This is a genomic window from Microcoleus sp. FACHB-SPT15, assembly GCF_014849525.1.
Taxonomy (GTDB): domain Bacteria; phylum Cyanobacteriota; class Cyanobacteriia; order Cyanobacteriales; family Coleofasciculaceae; genus Symplocastrum; species Symplocastrum torsivum.
The window spans coordinates 34,683-51,589 of record NZ_JACJNU010000038.1; the positions used below are offsets into that span (position 1 = coordinate 34,683).

General features: G+C 42.9%; 18 protein-coding genes. 6 read left to right on the forward strand and 12 right to left on the reverse strand.

The genetic code is table 11. The features are described 5' to 3' along the window. Positions 1-50: 50 nt before the first annotated feature. The 6 genes from H6F98_RS12985 to H6F98_RS13010 all read right to left on the reverse strand — a co-directional run bounded on the left by H6F98_RS12985 (position 51) and on the right by H6F98_RS13010 (position 7,711). Positions 51-962 carry a glycosyltransferase family 2 protein gene (locus H6F98_RS12985; RefSeq protein ID WP_192219114.1) on the reverse strand — a complete coding sequence of 304 codons (912 nt, stop codon included), beginning with the start codon at positions 960-962 and terminating at the stop codon, positions 51-53. A 165-nt stretch (positions 963-1,127) separates the two neighbouring features. Continuing rightward, positions 1,128-2,396 (reverse strand): glycosyltransferase family 4 protein, encoded by a 1,269-nt coding sequence (locus H6F98_RS12990; RefSeq protein ID WP_192219190.1) that lies wholly within the window; start codon positions 2,394-2,396, stop codon positions 1,128-1,130. A 63-nt stretch (positions 2,397-2,459) separates the two neighbouring features. Then, entirely contained in the window at positions 2,460-3,398 is a 939-nt protein-coding gene (locus H6F98_RS12995) for a glycosyltransferase family 2 protein (RefSeq protein WP_192219115.1), read from the reverse strand. Positions 3,399-3,522: 124 nt separating this feature from the next. Further along, positions 3,523-4,788, reverse strand: coding sequence for a DUF563 domain-containing protein (locus tag H6F98_RS13000; RefSeq protein WP_192219116.1), 1,266 nt, complete (start codon positions 4,786-4,788; stop codon positions 3,523-3,525). A gap of 97 nt (positions 4,789-4,885) precedes the next feature. Then, positions 4,886-6,268: a flippase gene (locus tag H6F98_RS13005; protein WP_313929858.1), complete on the reverse strand. Its 1,383-nt coding sequence runs from the start codon at positions 6,266-6,268 to the stop codon at positions 4,886-4,888. An 87-nt stretch (positions 6,269-6,355) separates the two neighbouring features. Then, positions 6,356-7,711, reverse strand: a complete 1,356-nt coding sequence (locus H6F98_RS13010; protein ID WP_192219118.1) for an O-antigen ligase — start codon at positions 7,709-7,711, stop codon at positions 6,356-6,358. A 443-nt stretch (positions 7,712-8,154) separates the two neighbouring features. Here H6F98_RS13010 and H6F98_RS13015 point away from each other — a divergent pair, with 443 nt between their 5' ends. After that, a complete protein-coding gene (locus H6F98_RS13015; protein ID WP_192219119.1) occupies positions 8,155-8,985 on the forward strand; it encodes a metallophosphoesterase in 831 nt (276 codons plus the stop codon). Between the two features lie 101 nt (positions 8,986-9,086). Here the strand turns inward: H6F98_RS13015 and glmM are convergent, their stop codons facing one another. From glmM to H6F98_RS13030, 3 genes are all read right to left on the reverse strand, one after another. Beyond that, positions 9,087-10,556, reverse strand: a complete 1,470-nt coding sequence (gene glmM, locus H6F98_RS13020) for a phosphoglucosamine mutase (RefSeq protein ID WP_192219120.1) — start codon at positions 10,554-10,556, stop codon at positions 9,087-9,089. 228 nt (positions 10,557-10,784) lie between these two features. Then, positions 10,785-11,321 carry a hypothetical protein gene (locus H6F98_RS13025; protein ID WP_192219121.1) on the reverse strand — a complete coding sequence of 179 codons (537 nt, stop codon included), beginning with the start codon at positions 11,319-11,321 and terminating at the stop codon, positions 10,785-10,787. A gap of 605 nt (positions 11,322-11,926) precedes the next feature. Next, a complete protein-coding gene (locus H6F98_RS13030; RefSeq protein ID WP_192219122.1) occupies positions 11,927-12,163 on the reverse strand; it encodes a hypothetical protein in 237 nt (78 codons plus the stop codon). A gap of 353 nt (positions 12,164-12,516) precedes the next feature. Between H6F98_RS13030 and H6F98_RS13035 the strand changes: the two genes are divergently transcribed. Together H6F98_RS13035 and H6F98_RS13040 are read left to right on the forward strand one after the other, a co-directional pair. Further along, on the forward strand, positions 12,517-13,002 hold the full coding sequence (locus H6F98_RS13035; protein ID WP_192219123.1) for a hypothetical protein: 486 nt from the start codon (positions 12,517-12,519) through the stop codon (positions 13,000-13,002). Positions 13,003-13,299: 297 nt separating this feature from the next. Beyond that, positions 13,300-13,485, forward strand: coding sequence for a hypothetical protein (locus H6F98_RS13040; RefSeq protein WP_192219124.1), 186 nt, complete (start codon positions 13,300-13,302; stop codon positions 13,483-13,485). A gap of 64 nt (positions 13,486-13,549) precedes the next feature. On the opposite strand, the gene H6F98_RS13045 is transcribed toward H6F98_RS13040, so the two are convergent. Both H6F98_RS13045 and H6F98_RS13050 read right to left on the reverse strand, forming a co-directional pair. Next, the gene (locus H6F98_RS13045; protein WP_192219125.1) at positions 13,550-14,047 is read right to left on the reverse strand and encodes a tetratricopeptide repeat protein; all 498 of its coding nucleotides are present in this window, start codon (positions 14,045-14,047) and stop codon (positions 13,550-13,552) included. 102 nt (positions 14,048-14,149) lie between these two features. After that, positions 14,150-14,710 carry a peptidase C15 gene (locus H6F98_RS13050; RefSeq protein ID WP_192219126.1) on the reverse strand — a complete coding sequence of 187 codons (561 nt, stop codon included), beginning with the start codon at positions 14,708-14,710 and terminating at the stop codon, positions 14,150-14,152. A gap of 64 nt (positions 14,711-14,774) precedes the next feature. Here H6F98_RS13050 and hisH point away from each other — a divergent pair, with 64 nt between their 5' ends. Next, entirely contained in the window at positions 14,775-15,410 is a 636-nt protein-coding gene (gene hisH, locus H6F98_RS13055) for an imidazole glycerol phosphate synthase subunit HisH (protein WP_192219127.1), read from the forward strand. Beyond that, complete coding sequence (rsmD, locus tag H6F98_RS13060; RefSeq protein ID WP_192219128.1) at positions 15,411-15,947, forward strand: 16S rRNA (guanine(966)-N(2))-methyltransferase RsmD; 537 nt, start codon at positions 15,411-15,413, stop codon at positions 15,945-15,947. A 90-nt stretch (positions 15,948-16,037) separates the two neighbouring features. Here the strand turns inward: rsmD and petG are convergent, their stop codons facing one another. Then, positions 16,038-16,157 (reverse strand): cytochrome b6-f complex subunit V, encoded by a 120-nt coding sequence (gene petG / locus H6F98_RS13065; RefSeq protein ID WP_192219129.1) that lies wholly within the window; start codon positions 16,155-16,157, stop codon positions 16,038-16,040. A 278-nt stretch (positions 16,158-16,435) separates the two neighbouring features. On the opposite strand from petG, the gene H6F98_RS13070 reads away from it, so the two are divergent. Continuing rightward, positions 16,436-16,825, forward strand: a complete 390-nt coding sequence (locus tag H6F98_RS13070) for a cytochrome c (RefSeq protein WP_242058515.1) — start codon at positions 16,436-16,438, stop codon at positions 16,823-16,825. Positions 16,826-16,907 lie beyond the last annotated feature (82 nt).

The window sequence follows — 16,907 nt, forward strand, 5'->3', positions numbered from 1 at the left end:
AAGAACCATGAATTGTTCTGGAATCCAAAAGAGTACATCTCCTTCTTAGCTCATATCTTCAATATCTTTTTTATTTTCCTATTCGCTCGCTTGAATAAGTTCGGATCATAGTCAAAGAGTGTTTTTTGGGTAAACTTATCGGCTTGCAAATCACGAACGACAAAAGGTGGATGTTTTAAAGGAAAACTCATGGCTTCTGTTGCCATCTTGTTGTAAGGACTTTTTTCGTCACTGGTATGAGTAGCGTCTGCATCATGACCAATATTAGTAATTAAGTTTTCTTGTGGAATGATGCATAAACCATTTTGAATCCAGCAGTTGAACATCCATTTAAAATCCCAGGCTGGTAGATGTCCATCATAAAGAAGCTGAACAGTTCTTCCCCAAACTTTTACAGCATAAGGGTCTTCTAATATATCTTTAATAAAATTCCCGTCTCGAACTTCTGGCCAAAGTTTAACGTCAGCATCAAAGTGCTGCCATGACCTTCTCCAGCTTGCCCATCCCCAACAAAGTGTAAAGCGAGAGAAGTAGTAGCTATAGTCTGTTCGCTTTCGTCCAAATAAAACATTTTGTCCAGAGATGTTCATGATTCGTTGATCATGTCGATAACGCTCTAGTAGTTCTTCGCAATAGGGAAAAAATGTGGGATGGGGGACACAATCATCTTCTAGGATAATTGACTCTTCAACGGTATCAAACACCCAATTTAATCCCTTGATAATGCGGGGATCGCAACCCAAATTAGTATCTGAGTAGTCCTTGAAAACTTCACAATCCCAATCCACACGCTCTATAATTGCACGAGCCGCCGCGCACTTTTCCTCTTCACCCGGTCGCTCGGCACGGGGACCGTCAGCAATGACTAATAGCTTAGGTGGTTTGGCTTCGCGAATGACCTCAAACACCTTCTCCGTCTGATTAGGTCGGTTGAAGATAATTAAGGTAACAGGGGTTTTCATTGTTGATTAGCTGGGAATCCTGGCTCTCTATAAGGTTAATCGGCAAGAAGCCTTCTATTTTAAAGTATTGCCATACACCCCGATCATTAGCGGTTGACCGCTTGCTTCAACGATACGCCTAATGCCCGATCGCTTTTTTTCGCGTATTCTCCAAAGAAGACAGGTTCAGTTCCCTGAGAACTTGGAGGTTTGCTTGAGTTCTTGATAAACAGACTCGTAGCGACGCGCTTGTATTTCTAGGGTAAATTCTTGTTCGGCTTTTTCGCGGGCGCGATCGCATAATTTTTGGTGACGTTCTCGATTCTCAATCACCCAGGCAATTCCTTGAGCTAAATCCTCTATTTGGTAAGGTTGTGCAAGATAGCCATTAACGTGATGTTCGATCATCTCAGACATACCGCCGATATTAAAAGCAACACAAGGGGTTCCACAAGCGATCGCTTCCATTACAGTATTGGGTAAGTTGTCTTGAAGGGACGGTGCGACAAAGACATCGGCAGCCGCATAGACTAGTGCCAAAGAAATTTCATCGCTAAGTTTACCCAAATAATGAGACTTGAAACCTAGTTCAATCGGCTCTGTCGGCTCAGAGGCACCAAAAACTGCAAGTTCAATTCTGTCTTGCCATCCAGACTGGCTCAAGCTTTGCAAGGCTGGCTGAAGTAGATGAAATCCTTTGCGGCGAGCGCTACTGGCATACATGGCTCCAAATAGGACAAGATATTTGTCTTGAGGTAAATTTAGGAGTTCTCGCGCTATCTGTCGCTGTACTGGCTTGTACTTTCGCGTATCAAGTCCATTGGGAATCACCTCAACACGCAGATTCTTGAAAAGAGAACTGGAACTTGCACACTTTGCTAACCAGGAACTGGGAGTAACGATTGTTAAATTCTGATCCTTCCAAGCTTTGGCTTTACGCTGCCAAATCCAGCGCGACAAATCCCAATTTCGATCGCTGTGCAGTATGGGACATGCCCCGCAGGAATCCGTATAGCGATCGCACTCTTGACTATAATGACACCCACCTGTGAACGCCCACATATCATGGAGCGTCCAAACCAAGGGTTGAGTAAACTTAGCCAAGGTTTCGATTTTTAGGAATCCATTGCATACCCAATGCAGATTAATGATATCTGGATTGTGTTGAGCGACTTTTGATGCGATCGCATCGGGGAGTAACTCAGGGGAAAAGTCGGTGCGATCGCGCTGACGATAAAACTTTAACGGTAATTTATCTAGATACTCAGTCACTTTTAACTTCAAAATTACCTTTTCTAAGCTACTTTGTGGAGCCAGAACGGCTTTATCATCCCCAGACTTAAACTGCACTAAAACCTGAGAATCTACACCCATCTTCCATAAACCCTGACTTAATCGTAAAGCGGCTCGTCCAGCCCCACCATCATCAGAATTACTAAGATGCAAAACCTTAATCATGAATAGCTTTATTTGGTCTTTCTAAAATTTAATACTTGTGATGAAACTAATATTCTTAAATTATCCATATTTTATAGGTTTTATTATATTTTTTATTTTCCTTTGTACTCGCTTGAATAGCCGAGGGTGATAATTAAATAAAATATTTTCTGTAAAGTCATCAGCTTGCTGATTACGAACAATAAAAGGTGGATGTTCTAAAGGAAAATCTATGGCTTCAGCTAGCATATTACTAAAAGGACTACTTTCATCATTGGTATGGGTTGCCTCTGAACCATGACCAATATTAGAAACCAAATTTGCATTCGCTATAATATTAAGACCATTTTGAACCCAGCAAGCAAAGGTAAATTGGTAATCCCAAGTATTGTGGCATTTTTCATAAGCTGACTGAAAAATATTTGTCCAACTTTTTGTAGCGTCAGGGTCTACTAATATATCCTTAAGGAGATTATTGTCCCGAATTTCTAACCAAAGTTTCATATCAAAATCATAGTACTGCCAAGCTCGTCTCCAAGTTGCCCATCCCCAACAATGGTTGTAGCGAGAGAAGTAGTAGCTATAATCACTTCGCTGCTGTCCAAATTGGACATTTTGCCCAGATATCGACATTATCCGTTCATCGTGACGATAGCGCTCCAGCAATTCTTCACAAAAGCGAAAAAATGTAGGATGTGGGACACAGTCATCTTCCAAAATAATTGCCTCTTCAACTGTGTTAAATACCCAATCCAAGCCTGTTGATGGACGCAGACCGCAACCCAAATTAATTTCAGAGTAGTTTTTTAAAACTTGGCAATCCCAATCCACACGCTCTATAATTGCACGAGCCGCCGCACACTTCTGGTCTTCACCAGGCTTATCTGCACGGGAACCATCTGCAATCACTAAGAGTAAAGATGGTTTGGCTTGACGAATTTTCTCAAACACCTTTTCTGTCGTATCAGGTCTATTGAAAATCATCAAGACCACAGGCGTTTTTAAGTCCCAATTAGCCATACATATTTCATCCTAAACTCTTTGGCAAGGGTAGCTTTGAGCCAAATCAAATATAGCAGCATAACTTGTATGATGCTCAATACTGCTGGCTAAACCTTCTCTAAAAAATTTTGGTTTAAAAAAATTACGCAACCCCAGCAGCTTTCATAACTTTGGATAATGAGTCTACGTTTACAAAAATATCTTCTCCCGATAAATGAGGATCTACTCCTTCAGGCGGACTTTGTCCTTCACCGAGTAAGTAGTAGTAGTCCAAGTTAACTTGATTAGCCAATGCCCAATAACAAACATTCACGTACTTAGGTGAAAAGAATTCAATTATTTTGGTTCCTGGTTGGCAGAATACTGTATTAGTAAGTCCCGCACCATGGGGCGCAACGATAACCTTTGCTGAATTAAAAATCGCGGCTTGTTCAGCTACCGTTAGAGACTCTAGTGCTACGGTTTGAAATCCTAGTTGGCTTAAAAAGTTCGCTACCTCTGCTTCATTAATCACCTGACGATAGCTGGCAGTAGCCCGACTAATGTAAATATGTTCTGGTTTATCCACATTAGGAAGTACTGTTCCTGCCTGAACCGTAGTTAAAAATTCTTCCCGGAGAAAGTCACAAACCCAAAGTGGAGGATTTCCCGGTAAGCTTGGTAGCGAGGGGGCTACTAGCTTATCTGCTTTTATATGTTGGTTCTTAGAGCTTTCAACAATCTTACTAGGTGGAATACCTAAAGTCGTTAGGGTTTCTTTCTGAAAAGGAGATTTGTAACTATTAACAATAAAGCTGTCTATACTATCTAAGGCAATACCACTACGGCGTAGTAACTCGATGCGTGGTAGCAAATCTGTCATCCAATGGAAATAGATATTCGCTTTAGCTGAGGTAAGAACAGCGGCTGTTCCTTCGATGGTATGTACAGGAGGTAACTTCCATTCAGTAAAAATTGAGTGATTATTCGGTAGTCTACCAAACTCGATAGATAACTCGGATAAAAGACAATCATCTGCCGTAATAACAGCAGTATAATCAACAATTTTTCCTTTATTAACCCAAACTCGTCCTTGTGGAATTACCGCAATAAAGGAAGGAGATATTTCACGTTCATATTCAATCTTAAATTTCCAATGAACATCTTTATCCAAGGTTCCTGGTTTTGCTCGACGGATTAGATGAACTGGATAAATCTCTTTGTAGCTTCCTTGAGAGCTATTTTGAGGAGGCTCATTTGTTGCTAGCCACTTCTGTGTTGAATCGTAAAATCCTTTTGGAGGTCCAATGACTTCTGAACTAATTGGCAAGGTTTGGATTGGTTTAATTAATAAACCTTTTACCGTTCTAATCGTGTCTTTAAAAATAGACCAGTAAGGTCTGAGTACAGATTTAATTTTTTTGTTCATTTAACACACTCCTGTAAGAATAAACTCTGAATTGATTACATTTCCAATAGTTTTGATAAACATTTTTCATAGACAAACTTAAAAGTTGAATTTTAGATCATCTATTAAATAATCCAATCAAGGTAATTGCTTTTGTCTGATGGATAAAAATTTTCCTTGTTCTTGGATAAAAGGCTCCAACAGCATAAGCAGAAAGAATTTGTGCCACTACAGTAGCAAAGGCAGCTCCTAAGCCCCCATATTTATCAATAAGAAAATAGTTTAAAACAACATTAACAGCGGCTCCAACTGCTGTTGTTGCTGCAGAGAATTTCATTAATCCTTCTGTTGTTAACCAAATCTCCCTGGCTACTCCTAGAGATACAAATAAACCACACCAAATATGCACATTTAAGATTGCCCCAGCTTCGAGATAATATTCACCATAAATCAATGTAACAATTCGATCAGACAAAAATGTAACCGGAATAGCAACAGCATAAGCCAAGACAGTTACTACATTAAAAAGTTTTTGCATCCGCTCATAATAGACAGTCTCACTAATTTGCTTAGCTTGCACTATCGACGGAAATACGGAATTCACAATGGCTGCTGGTACAAAATACCATAACTCTGATATCTTTACAGCTGCTGAATAAATACCCACTGATTTATCGCCAACCATTTGTCCCAGCATAATCTGGTCAATACGCATATAGATCATAATGACTATGCCGGATAAAATGAGAGGCCAACTATCTTTAAGTAATAATTTTGCATACCTAAGATTAACTTGCCATGCCTTGATCAAATTGCCTTGAAGTTGGTAAGTAATGACGAAACCAATAGCACTTAAAGCATATTCTGTAGCCATAGCGATCGCAAAAGCTACAAGTGGTGCTTTTGTCTGAATTAAGACCACTTTGACCACACTGATCACTACATAGGCAACGTTCCTCGCCCAAACTGAATATTTTGCCTGAACTTGCGACTGAAACCAGTAATCAATAATTTCAAAGGATTGGAAAATTGCACCCGCTGCAACAATTCCTACTAACCACCGCGCTTCTATGTTGTTAGCTGTAGCATCTGGAGTAGAAATTGTAATCACCCCAACTGCTACAAATAACATCACAATACTGCCAATCAGCTTTAGTACAAAAGCCGTACCAAGAGTTTCATTTTTGTAAGACGAGTCACGCGCTAGGTTTCGTATAACAATGCTATCTAGTCCAAGTTTGGCAAACGGACCAAATAATCCCACTAATGCAGTTGCATAATTAAAGCGACCAAATTGCTCTGGACCCAAATAACGAGCAACCCAAACTCCAACCAGCAGACCTAAACCCATCTGCACAATCTTCTCTGTAAATAGCCAAGCTGTATTACCAAGAATCTGTCGGAGATTAGGGGTTAGTTTTTGACTAATGGCAGTGAGATTCTTTAACATTAAAACGTTCAATCCATTACAAAAGAGTAGGTTTTTTAAAGTGGAATACACGTAGCCACCAAATCACATCAATCCCTCTTTTAAATTTTCTTGATAAATGTTTAGGTAACTCCTCAGCTATTCACACAATGCTTAGTTTTAGGCTATGCTCTTTCCCGAAGTATCCAACGTTAATCTTACCGTCGTCACTACATACCAAAACCAAATGCTGTTTGCTCCAAGAAGCCCTGTTTCAGTTAAATTAGTCATTAGGGTGTAGGTCAACAACAAAAGTGGTAGTCCAGCTTCAGGTAAGCGAGTCCTACCTAAATAAACAACTGCCTTTGCAACATTGTTGAAGAAGGATAAAGCATAGAGTGATACTCCCAACCAACCTAACTCTAGACCAAGGTCTAAAAAGCCATTGTGAGAATGAGGTGGTTGAAACTGGGTAGCGGCAACAATAATCTCACTGCCTGGATCATCGGCTCCTCGCCAGGGTTGCCAAAAGCCAGCGATTCCGTACCCTAACAAGGGACTCTGATTGATTTTATCGACAATGATCGGCCAGAAATCTGTCCGTCCCGTGAGAGTCAAATCTTTATTAAGAGTATCGACAACAATAAATTCTAGGTTTTCTGTAACTAGAATTGTTATACAAATACTCAAAATCATAAAAAGAATCACAGACACAAAAGCCCATTGTACTTTCAGCTTTTTGACAAATCCGAAGTATCCCCATAGGCTAATTAATACTACCATTAAAACTTTACTGGCACCGCTGCCTCCTTTTTGTAGTGCAATTAATGACAAAGCAAGAAAGCCAATAGAAAGGCGACGTTGCTTCGGTGAATAAACAGCGTGCATTAACCACAACATTGCGCTTTGAGCCATGAAAAAGGAAAACTGATTCTTGTGTCCTAAGATACCGCTCCAGTTTGCACCTGGGTCTCCTTTTAAGGATTCAACAAAGCTGAGGATGACGACAATTATGTTAATCCAACGCCACAGCGGATAAATTTCTTGCCAAGAATATTGCTTACCCAAGTAAACAGCAAATAATGAAACAACTAAATAAACAACACTCGTCTTTAAGGTAAAAAGGGGTGCATTTGACCACAAACAAGATAGCTCAATCATTAAGAGCAGCACAAACAAAAAAGGTTCTTTAACAATAATGTTTGCTAGAACCTGAATTGAATCTTTCAGGGTATAACGAAGACGCGAAATTACAATAAAGAAACCAAGTACATACAGACCGATATTTCCAGCTATTGTAGGTAACGTTGTACTGGCAAGTGTTAAAACCTGAGGGTTTAGTTTGTTAAAGGGAAGAATGGAGACACCTGTAGCACCTGATATACTAATAATAAAAATGCCAAAAAAAAGTTTTTCTAAATTTGAAGCTAATTTTTTGTTGGTTCCTGCATAATGAAAAATAACAAGAACATATATTAAGCCAATTGCTACTAGGAAAACGAGAATTAGTGGACTACTTAAAATCAGTTCTTTCATGCTTTTTGGCAGACTGTATTGCTTACCGAGACAGTGTGGTTGCAGTGAAACAGAACAAACTGGGCTTGATCTAGACTGTCTTGTGATTTAGTCATAAGATTTTATACCTTTAGATAGATGCTGTTGTCTTCAATGCTCATACAACAATCGTGGCTGAGATAAATCATTGTTGATTAGAACAAAATTAGCATCCGGTTACTTTACTTCTATATTTACCAGCTCAGAACTATAACTAAAAACAAGACATGATAAAGAACCCTGAATCTTAGAAACTTTAGTTGTGGGAGTTATTCAGGTGAAGCAGTAGGGTAAAGGTATGAGTACCGACCTATAGATGGTTTCTCCTTTTGTCTCCAACATTAGATATCAGTCTGTCCTACCCAGGAAAGTAAATCTCTGAGCTATGCTGGAATCGCGCTTTTGAGGAAGGGAAAGTCAGCCAAATGAATTGGGTATTTGCAGGCTCAGTCACTGTTGAGAAGATGACCATTGCGATCGCTGATTTACCAGCGTCGTTACAAGGTACAAAAATTGTACAGCTTTCGGATTTTCATTATGATGGCTTGCGGCTATCAGAAGGTCTGCTAGCTCAAGCGATTGAAGCGAGTAATCAAGCTGAACCTGATTTAGTCGTTATGACGGGCGACTACGTGACTGACGACCCATCTCCCGTACATCAGCTTGTACAGCGGTTGAAGCACTTACAAAGTCGCGTGGGAATCTATGCTGTACTGGGCAATCATGACCTTTGTTTTCACTCGTCAAAAGCACAAGTGACTGATGCTCTCACTAGTATCGGCGTAGAAGTTTTATGGAATGCGATCGCCTATCCCTTGGGGCCAGAATTACCCTTGGTCGGACTGGCTGATTTCTGGTCACGAGAATTCGATCCTGCCCCCGTGATGAATCAACTCAGCCCTCAGACACCTTGCATCGTCTTGTCTCACAATCCTGATAGTGCTGAACCTTTACGGCAATGGCGAGTGGATTTACAGTTGTCGGGTCATACCCATGGTGGTCAGATCATCATCCCAGGATTTGGACCAGCGCCACTTGTGTTTAAAATACTTGAGCAATATCTTCCCAAATCAGTGCAGCGCCGGATACCTTACATGAAAGAGTGTGTCAGGGTAGTGAAGCATTGGGAATGGACGAAGGGGCTGCATCAGGTTGGACAAAACCAGTTGTATGTCAATCGCGGCTTAGGCACCTACCCACCAGGACGCCTATTTTGTCCACCAGAAGTTACAGTAATTACTCTGGCGCAAGCTTAACTATTTTACAGGGGTAGAAACAGAAGACGCGGAGAGATTTTGTAGAGAAATCTCCGCGTCCCTGTGTTAGTTTTAACCGTTCAATTCAACTTGATAGACTACTAAGCAATATATTGCTGTACTACTAGAACGAGTTCAGATGCCCAGTGTTCTGCCACTTGGGCATCGGCGGCTTCTACCATGACACGGATTAGGGGTTCAGTACCGGAAGCACGAACCAGAATCCGTCCTTGGTCTGCCATCGCTGTCTCAGCTTGAGCGATCGCATTTGTCAGAGCATCACACTGTTGCCACTGTAATCTGCGATCGCGGTCTTCGACTCGCACATTACATAGTAACTGCGGGTAAGTCTGGAAGCTTTGGTCTACTAACTGCGATAAAGAAGCACCTGATTGACGCACCAAAGATGCTATGTGTAGAGCTGTCTGTAGTCCATCCCCAGTGCTGCTGTAGTGATGGCAGAGTATATGTCCTGATTGCTCACCTCCTAGCATCGCTCCAGTGCGTAACATTTCTGCCTGAACATACTGGTCACCAACGGCAGTACGCACGAATTTACCACCCAACTGTTCCCAAGCCCTCTCAAAGCCTAGGTTTGCCATAACTGTTGCCACAATCAAATTATCAGGCAACTGATCGTTTTGGCGCAGGGTGTTGCCCCAGAGATAGAGAATGTAATCTCCATCGACCACACGTCCTGTTGCGTCTACTGCCATCACTCGGTCGGCATCACCATCAAACGCGAAGCCCATATCAGCAGAGTGCTTGCGTACAGCTTCCTTGAGGGGATTCAGGTGAGTCGAGCCACAATTAACATTAATGCGATCGCCATCTGGCTCGTCATGCAAGCAAATTACATCTGCACCCATTTGGGTAAACACTTGCCCCGCCAGTTGTGCAGCAGCACCCCAAGCTGAATCCAGCACAATTCGCATCCCTCGTAAATCCGTTACAGATTCTAGAGGACACCGCAGGGATTCAACATAAGCCGCAACTAACTCGCGTCTATTGTAATGCTGTCCACAAGTATGAATGGGCATGGCGCTGCCTACCCCACTCCTCAAGCCTGCTTCAATCTGCTGTTGCAACGCTGATGGTAGCTTCGTACCTTCTGAACTAAAAAACTTAATTCCGTTATCCTCCGGAGGATTATGACTAGCAGAAATCATAATCCCACCAACAGCATTGGTAACGCTGCTGAGATAGGCAACACCAGGAGTTGGACATAGCCCTAAGTTCCACACCTCTAACCCTGCCGATGTCAAACCAGCAGAAAGAGCCATTGCCAACATATCACTTGAATTTCGAGAGTCCTGCCCTAAAATCACGGGTCCAGGTGCTGGTGCTGAGGCGAGTAGCACCTGACCTGCCCAAAACCCAACTTGTAACGCCAAATCAGCATTTAACAAGTCTCCTACTCGTCCCCGAATGCCATCGGTACCAAATAAGGGTGTTGCTGGTAGCGTTAAGGGTAGGCTCGCTAGACCAACATCCGTTGAAGAAGACTGCTGATGACGGCGCGACAATTCAAAACGACGTAAGCCCTGAGTCCGGGCGGGGGATGTAACCATAACTCACTTTTCCTCACACAACACACTCACTGTGGAGAATAGCACTTTCTGCTCTAGAGTTCCCCTACTCACAGGAGGGAAATCTTGAGCTGAGTCTGAGACGACTTTTTTATATAACCTCAAAAAAACTAGTGCAGTGTGACCCAAATAACTATCCAGTTGAAAAAGGTTAAAAAGCTTACCTTACAAGCAATGTTCCTGCTGCCTGCTGCCTGCTGCCTTCTTGCACTAGACTCTGAAGATAGCCATGCCCATTAGATGAGCATCTCTTTCAGGATTGGTGGTTAATAGCGCTAGATTCAAAGACCCATCAGTTACTGTAGTCGCGTAGGGACCATATTTCACCCACTTATTAACCTCCAGCTTCGCAATACCTTTGTCCACTGTTTGACCGTCCAAAATCACATTCATTTCATGGTGATTAGAAGCGTAGTTTTCCATAATCCATAAATAGACTTCATAGCTACCATTAGGCACACTCTGACTAATTTCGAGCTTATGCCTTTTGCAAACCACAGTATTCAACATTTTTTTCATGCCACGGTTGACACCTGGTTTAGGTTTTACCCCAGTTTCAGTAGCAATAGAATCAGGCACAGATAAGCCTTCGGCTAAAGCATCACTGTAAGCTATCCAAGGATATCCATCGACTGTAATCGCTTTACCATTGAAGTTAATCCCTTTAACAAATTCTCCTTTGGCAGGAAAAGCTGATAAATCTTTAGAACCGAAGAAACGATTGATCAGAGTAGTAACTGTCTGCATACTTTAAGTCTTAGCAATTTTTAGAAAACTAAACTTTGACTAAGTTAGCAATTTCCTAAAATAAAAGCCCGTAAATGAGCCTGTCTTAATCGATACTTATTAAGTCGCTGCCTAAAAATTTATGATTCAAGCTGAACAAGGGACACTTCCAGAGGAACACAAGTTAATGAGCAGTTTGAGCGTAACTCTCTCCATGAAGCGAGACAAAAGGTGCTTCTCTTGCACCTCAGTCTGGAGGATCGCTTCAAGATCTGCTATTTAGGAGCGTGTAATAATTAAATTTCGCTAAGGCTTATTTGGGCGATCGCTTATCCTCTGCCCTGCCAAATAAGCCACTGTAAAGTCTATCAGCCATTGGCTAAGAACTTTACAGCGGCATTCACCTATGGAAATATTAGAAACCTTTCTTCAACGTTGGAAATATTTATACTTTATCCGACTCTTGTGTACCCAACTAGAGAGGCAACTTTGAGGCGATTCATGAGCCAGGTAAAGTATGGGGGAGGCGGCTTTTCTCGGTTTTAAATTCTATTGAGCAAACTTTGCCATCGGTGTCACTTCCTTACTAGCACAGGATGAGAAAGTAGCGCTCAACGTTTCTTATCTCAAATCTCGTCCAAGCCATTGACTCCAGAACCGTTGAGTAGTTGATAAACAGTCATTCCTCCCCAGAACAAACCACTGCAAATCTGAATGACTACCAAGATGGGGATAGCAAACACTGCTACGCCTAAACTACAAAGTGCGATCGCTGCTCGTTCTGATAAGATGCCTGACTGCGGCTTGACATCTGAGATAACTTGGTGGCTTGCAGAGACGTTGACGTTGTTTAGTGCAATCATCTTGGCTTCGGCTCTCATCGAGTGCTACTTGTTTAGTTATTCATAATTATGCCGAGCGGCAGAGGAGCTTTCATCAAGAGATAATGTATTTTACTTCTACCCATGTAAAGTTTTTGTAAATTCACCTCTAAATATGGTAGACGAGCCTTCTTTTTGAGCCGTTGAGCCTCTAGTGTATCAAGGCTAAGGTTTCTCACCACTTTGCTACCTAGCTACTGGCGTAATCTGTCACGCCTGCAAAATCAACAAAACGACTCTAGGTATGATCACAACATAGCCACTACTTATCCTTCTGGTAACCAAAACTTAACGGATATCAGGAAGGGCAGACTAAAAGCGAGATTGCTTTTCCAATGTACAGTTCAAAGAACAAAAAACACCCTTTTGACTATCAAGGGGTTTATCCCTGTCCCGTCTGTCGCTTAAACCAACTCAAAGCGATGCCGTTAATGGACGCGATGGCTTGTGACTGCTGTCGTCATATTTTTACGGCTGATCTAGAACGACAGCTTATCAAAATGCCAGCTAGGCAACCGCCTCTAATCTGGCTTTGGAATGGCAGAAATTGGACAGGCGCACATCTAGAGGGAGTTGAATGGGGATGGACTTACTGGCTGTTCGCTATTGGCTTTGTAGTCCTGCCTACCACCTTGATTGGTTTATCCGCCTACACGTTTCCCCCAGCTTCCGGTAGTCGGTTGGCTTGGCTTCCAGCAGCTTGGACTGGGTTAACGTTCTTATGCCATTTAGGGATTATTGGATGGCTAGTGATTGAGTTTTATCAGTTCCCAGTTTGGGCGTACTTAAGAGTCAGACGACAGCAACTGTTTAGTCGTTGAAACACGCTTGGACGTGGAAAGTACAGAAGAGTGATCGCTGCTTCAACTCAGATTACAACAGACTGCCTCGCAACTGCACAGTCCCTTCAACTGTCACAGAAAGCGGCGGGTAGCCTCTTCCTTCTATGAAGGGGAGGGGTAGCTGTCCGCTGCTTTGTTGTGTTCTTTATTGTTTGTCAACACCATTTGAGTTTGATTTTTTCTTTTGTTTAGGTATTCAAGATGGTTAAGTGTGTTTTCTAATTAAGTGCATCCGTCTAAAGTGGTAGATGGTGGTAATAATAGAGGCATAGAAGTGTGTTGGGTACTGATACGATGGATGAAATGACGCTAGAGAAACTATGGGGCGCTGAGCTGAATCAGCTCAAGCCGGAAGTAAAGGCAATTATCCTTTCCGCTTTGAAGAAGGCAAGAGAGAGAAGGGAGCAGAATCAGACCCCAGCGATCGAGTGTCAGACCAGTGCTGCTAATCGGCAAGGGTAACATCAACAGCAAGCTAGCACCTAGAGGCATCTTGGTCGTTGAAGATTTGCGAAATGTACTACCACTAGTCGCGCTCTTGCTGAACCTCCTGTAAAAGGCGCATCACCTCTGCCTGTTCCTCGCCGCTACTCGTTGCTTGAAAAACTCTAAGCGCCTGCTGGAAGGATTCAACGGCTTTTTCATATTGAGCCATACAGCGGTAGGTATGACCTAAATTTCTCAGAACCCAACCTTCTCGAACGAGCGTTCCTTCTGCTTGAGAAATTGCAACGGCGCTTTGGTAAGCTTCTACGGCTTTATCGTACTGGGCAAGTGTGTTGTAAGTTGTACCGATGTTGTTGAGTACCCAGATTTCTTTACTCCGATCTCCCATCTCTCGGAAGATTACTAGTCCTTGGTGATATGACTCAAGAGCTTCATCGTATTGTTCTAAGGCATCATAGATAGCACCAAGGTTAGTCAAGGCAATAGCTTCGCCATAACGGTCACCTGACAATCTGACATTGGCTAGATACTGTTGCCATAACTGTAGATTGTCTTGGTAGGGGTTGCTCTGGTTCATTAGAGTGGTCTTAGATAACTTTTGACAGCACTACCTATCTCTCAGAGCTTTCCTACTTATGTAGAAAGTCAGTGAACGGAAAGTGGAAGTAGATAGGTAATATCAGCTTTTTGTGCTGTTTTGAGAAGCGAAATCGGCAACTTTTTCAATAATTAATCGGAAATCTGCCACGATGGCGGGTAAATTCTCTGGAGTGAGAACAGGGACGTGGACAAAAATACAGCAGGTGTTCAGGTTATGTGATGTGCGGTAGCACCGCCTGCGGCATCGCAAATAGCTTAAGACCTCGTAGTACAGTCCTTCACAGACAAACTTACCCGCATCGTGACTAATCTCTGTGCTAGCTAACTCAGCTACTAACTTCTCTAGACTCACTGAGGTTTTAAGTAAGTCATTGTTGCAAGTTGCACAAGATTCAACCGTCAATTTTGTGCGGCACTCTGCCATACCACAACAAATGATGACATCGGGTTGTAGTTCCTCAATTTTGTCAATCACGATACGACTGGATTGGGGAACATCAACGGGTAACTGCCGCAATAAAGTTAAGGAGGGAGAGAGACTATTTAATTGAGCAATTTCTTCTAATAAATCATCCGAAGCGTTAGATCTCTGATGCGGTAGCCAAGTTTGAAACGATGTTAGGAGAATTTTTCCGTTCATAGGAGAGAGGCGGCAACTTAAAATAGAGGTGGCTTCAATAACAAATGTAAGGGGGAGCGGGTTAATGCCAATTATTGCCGTTGTAGATTACGACATGGGAAACCTGCACTCTGCCTGTAAAGGTCTGGAGAAAGCTGGGGCGACGACGAAAATTACCGATTCACCAGCAGACGTTGAGCAGGCGGATGCTGTAGTTCTACCAGGCGTGGGAGCATTTGACCCTGCTGTGCAACATTTGCGATCGCGTGGACTTGAGGAACCGATCAAAAAAGCGATCGCTAGTGGTAAACCCTTCTTAGGCATTTGCTTAGGCTTACAGATTCTCTTTGACGGGAGTGAAGAAGGCACTGAACCAGGACTGGGGATTGTTCCTGGAATGGTACGCCGATTTCGCTGGGAACCAGGTATTACGATTCCTCACATGGGTTGGAACGAATTAGAGTTCAATCAGCCGAATTCTCCGTTGTGGCAACACTTATCAGGCAATCCACGAGTCTATTTCGTCCATTCCTACTATGTTGACCCCGTTGACCCCAAAATTCGCGCCGCAACTGTTACCCACGGTAGCCAAACAGTAACGGCTGCGATCGCTCGTGACAACTTAATGGCAGTCCAGTTTCACCCCGAAAAATCTTCCACCGCAGGATTGCAAATCTTGTCTAATTTCGTGGCTCAAGTCAAGACGGCTGTTCTAGTGTAAATGAGAATATACGGCAATCGGCAACTAAAGACTTTACCAGGTCAAGATACCCGCCCGACGCTAGCACGGGTACGAGAGGCAGTCTTTAATATCTGGCAAGGTACGATTGCTGATTGCCGATGGCTTGATTTATGTGCAGGTACAGGTTCAATGGGTGCAGAAGCCCTGTGTCGAGGAGCCTCCTTGGTTGTGGGAATTGAGAAGTGGGCAAAAGCCTGTGCCGTTATTCAGCAGAACTGGGAACAAGTAGCTCAGCCTGAACAGGAGTTTCAGGTGATACAGGGGAACGTTGTTGGGCGATTAAAAACATTAGCAGGTCAGTCGTTTGACTACATTTACTTCGACCCACCCTATGCGAGTGACTTGTATCAGCCAGTGCTAAAAGCGATCGCTCAGTACCAGTTACTCGATGCTGAGGGTGAACTAGCCGTAGAGCATAGCCCAAACAACCGACTAGAAATACCACTTCCCAACCTAGAAATTTGTCAGCAGAAAGTCTACGGCAACACTGCCTTGACTTTCTATCGTCGCTGTTGAAGAAGAGGGGGAATCGGAAGTGGGGTAGAACCTCGTTTTGCTGTTTAGTGCAAGTTCCAGATTCTTGCCCTACTCCCCATTCCCTATTCCCTACTTATTGATACCTAGCTGGTCGCCACGCTTGTACTGCATATAGGCAGCGAAAAACAGTCCAGCAAGGGTAACTGGGATTAAGCCAAGGACAATCCCTGAAAGCAGCGGTTCTACCACGTTTGTTCTCCTACATTAATAAGTTTCTTTGCTTGTTTCTCATCGTACTAGCTCTCACGCCGCAACAGCTACAGACTGAGCTGAAAGAATTAGCTGCATTGTGAAAGCCAAAATTCAACCGTAGTGCAAGTTTAGACTTGCTTACTCATTCTGTAAATTTTAAGCTATGTTTATTAATCGACATACTTTTCGACAAGCCGTTACGTTATCACCTTACTCGTATAACAAAATCGGTTTTTCGTTTCATATCGACAAAGAACGCTTAGTAAATTCTTAATTTGACAGGAGTTCGTTTGGAGAACCAGCTTGCCCATCCTGAAATCCTAATTCGGCGGATTACCTTAGTGGTGCTTGCGGCGCTGCTAACAATCGCTATAAGCATCTTAGGCTTCCACCTAATTCAGACTTCAGACCCTTACATCCAAAATGTCTTGTCACTAGATGGCGATTCACTGCGAGGTCGTGCGATTTTTCAAATCAACTGTGCTGGTTGTCATGGAATACAAGCGGATGGTCGGGTCGGCCCAAGCTTGCAGCATGTTTCTCAGCGAAAGTCCAAGATCAACTTGATTCATCAGGTGACAAGTGGCGAGACACCACCAATGCCGAAGTTCCAGCCTAGCCCTCAGGAAATGTCAGACCTTTTAAGCTACTTGGAAGACTTGTGAGGATTGTTTGACCTAGACCTTCACGGCGAAAGTTTCCCTCCAGTTCTGACAGGGAAAGCAGGGGAAGAGTTTGTGCTGGTGG

Excerpts from the sequence above, each read along its gene's own strand:
- H6F98_RS12985 (WP_192219114.1), bottom strand. The coding sequence starts at position 962 with ATGAAAACCCCTGTTACCTTAATTATCTTCAACCGACCTAATCAGACG.
- H6F98_RS12995 (WP_192219115.1), bottom strand. The coding sequence starts at position 3,398 with ATGGCTAATTGGGACTTAAAAACGCCTGTGGTCTTGATGATTTTCAAT.
- H6F98_RS13000 (WP_192219116.1), bottom strand. The coding sequence starts at position 4,788 with ATGAACAAAAAAATTAAATCTGTACTCAGACCTTACTGGTCTATTTTT.
- H6F98_RS13010 (WP_192219118.1), bottom strand. The coding sequence starts at position 7,711 with ATGAAAGAACTGATTTTAAGTAGTCCACTAATTCTCGTTTTCCTAGTA.
- H6F98_RS13015 (WP_192219119.1), top strand. The coding sequence starts at position 8,155 with ATGAATTGGGTATTTGCAGGCTCAGTCACTGTTGAGAAGATGACCATT.
- glmM (WP_192219120.1), bottom strand. The coding sequence starts at position 10,556 with ATGGTTACATCCCCCGCCCGGACTCAGGGCTTACGTCGTTTTGAATTG.
- H6F98_RS13025 (WP_192219121.1), bottom strand. The coding sequence starts at position 11,321 with ATGCAGACAGTTACTACTCTGATCAATCGTTTCTTCGGTTCTAAAGAT.
- H6F98_RS13030 (WP_192219122.1), bottom strand. The coding sequence starts at position 12,163 with ATGATTGCACTAAACAACGTCAACGTCTCTGCAAGCCACCAAGTTATC.
- H6F98_RS13035 (WP_192219123.1), top strand. The coding sequence starts at position 12,517 with ATGTACAGTTCAAAGAACAAAAAACACCCTTTTGACTATCAAGGGGTT.
- H6F98_RS13045 (WP_192219125.1), bottom strand. The coding sequence starts at position 14,047 with ATGAACCAGAGCAACCCCTACCAAGACAATCTACAGTTATGGCAACAG.
- H6F98_RS13050 (WP_192219126.1), bottom strand. The coding sequence starts at position 14,710 with ATGAACGGAAAAATTCTCCTAACATCGTTTCAAACTTGGCTACCGCAT.
- hisH (WP_192219127.1), top strand. The coding sequence starts at position 14,775 with ATGCCAATTATTGCCGTTGTAGATTACGACATGGGAAACCTGCACTCT.
- rsmD (WP_192219128.1), top strand. The coding sequence starts at position 15,411 with ATGAGAATATACGGCAATCGGCAACTAAAGACTTTACCAGGTCAAGAT.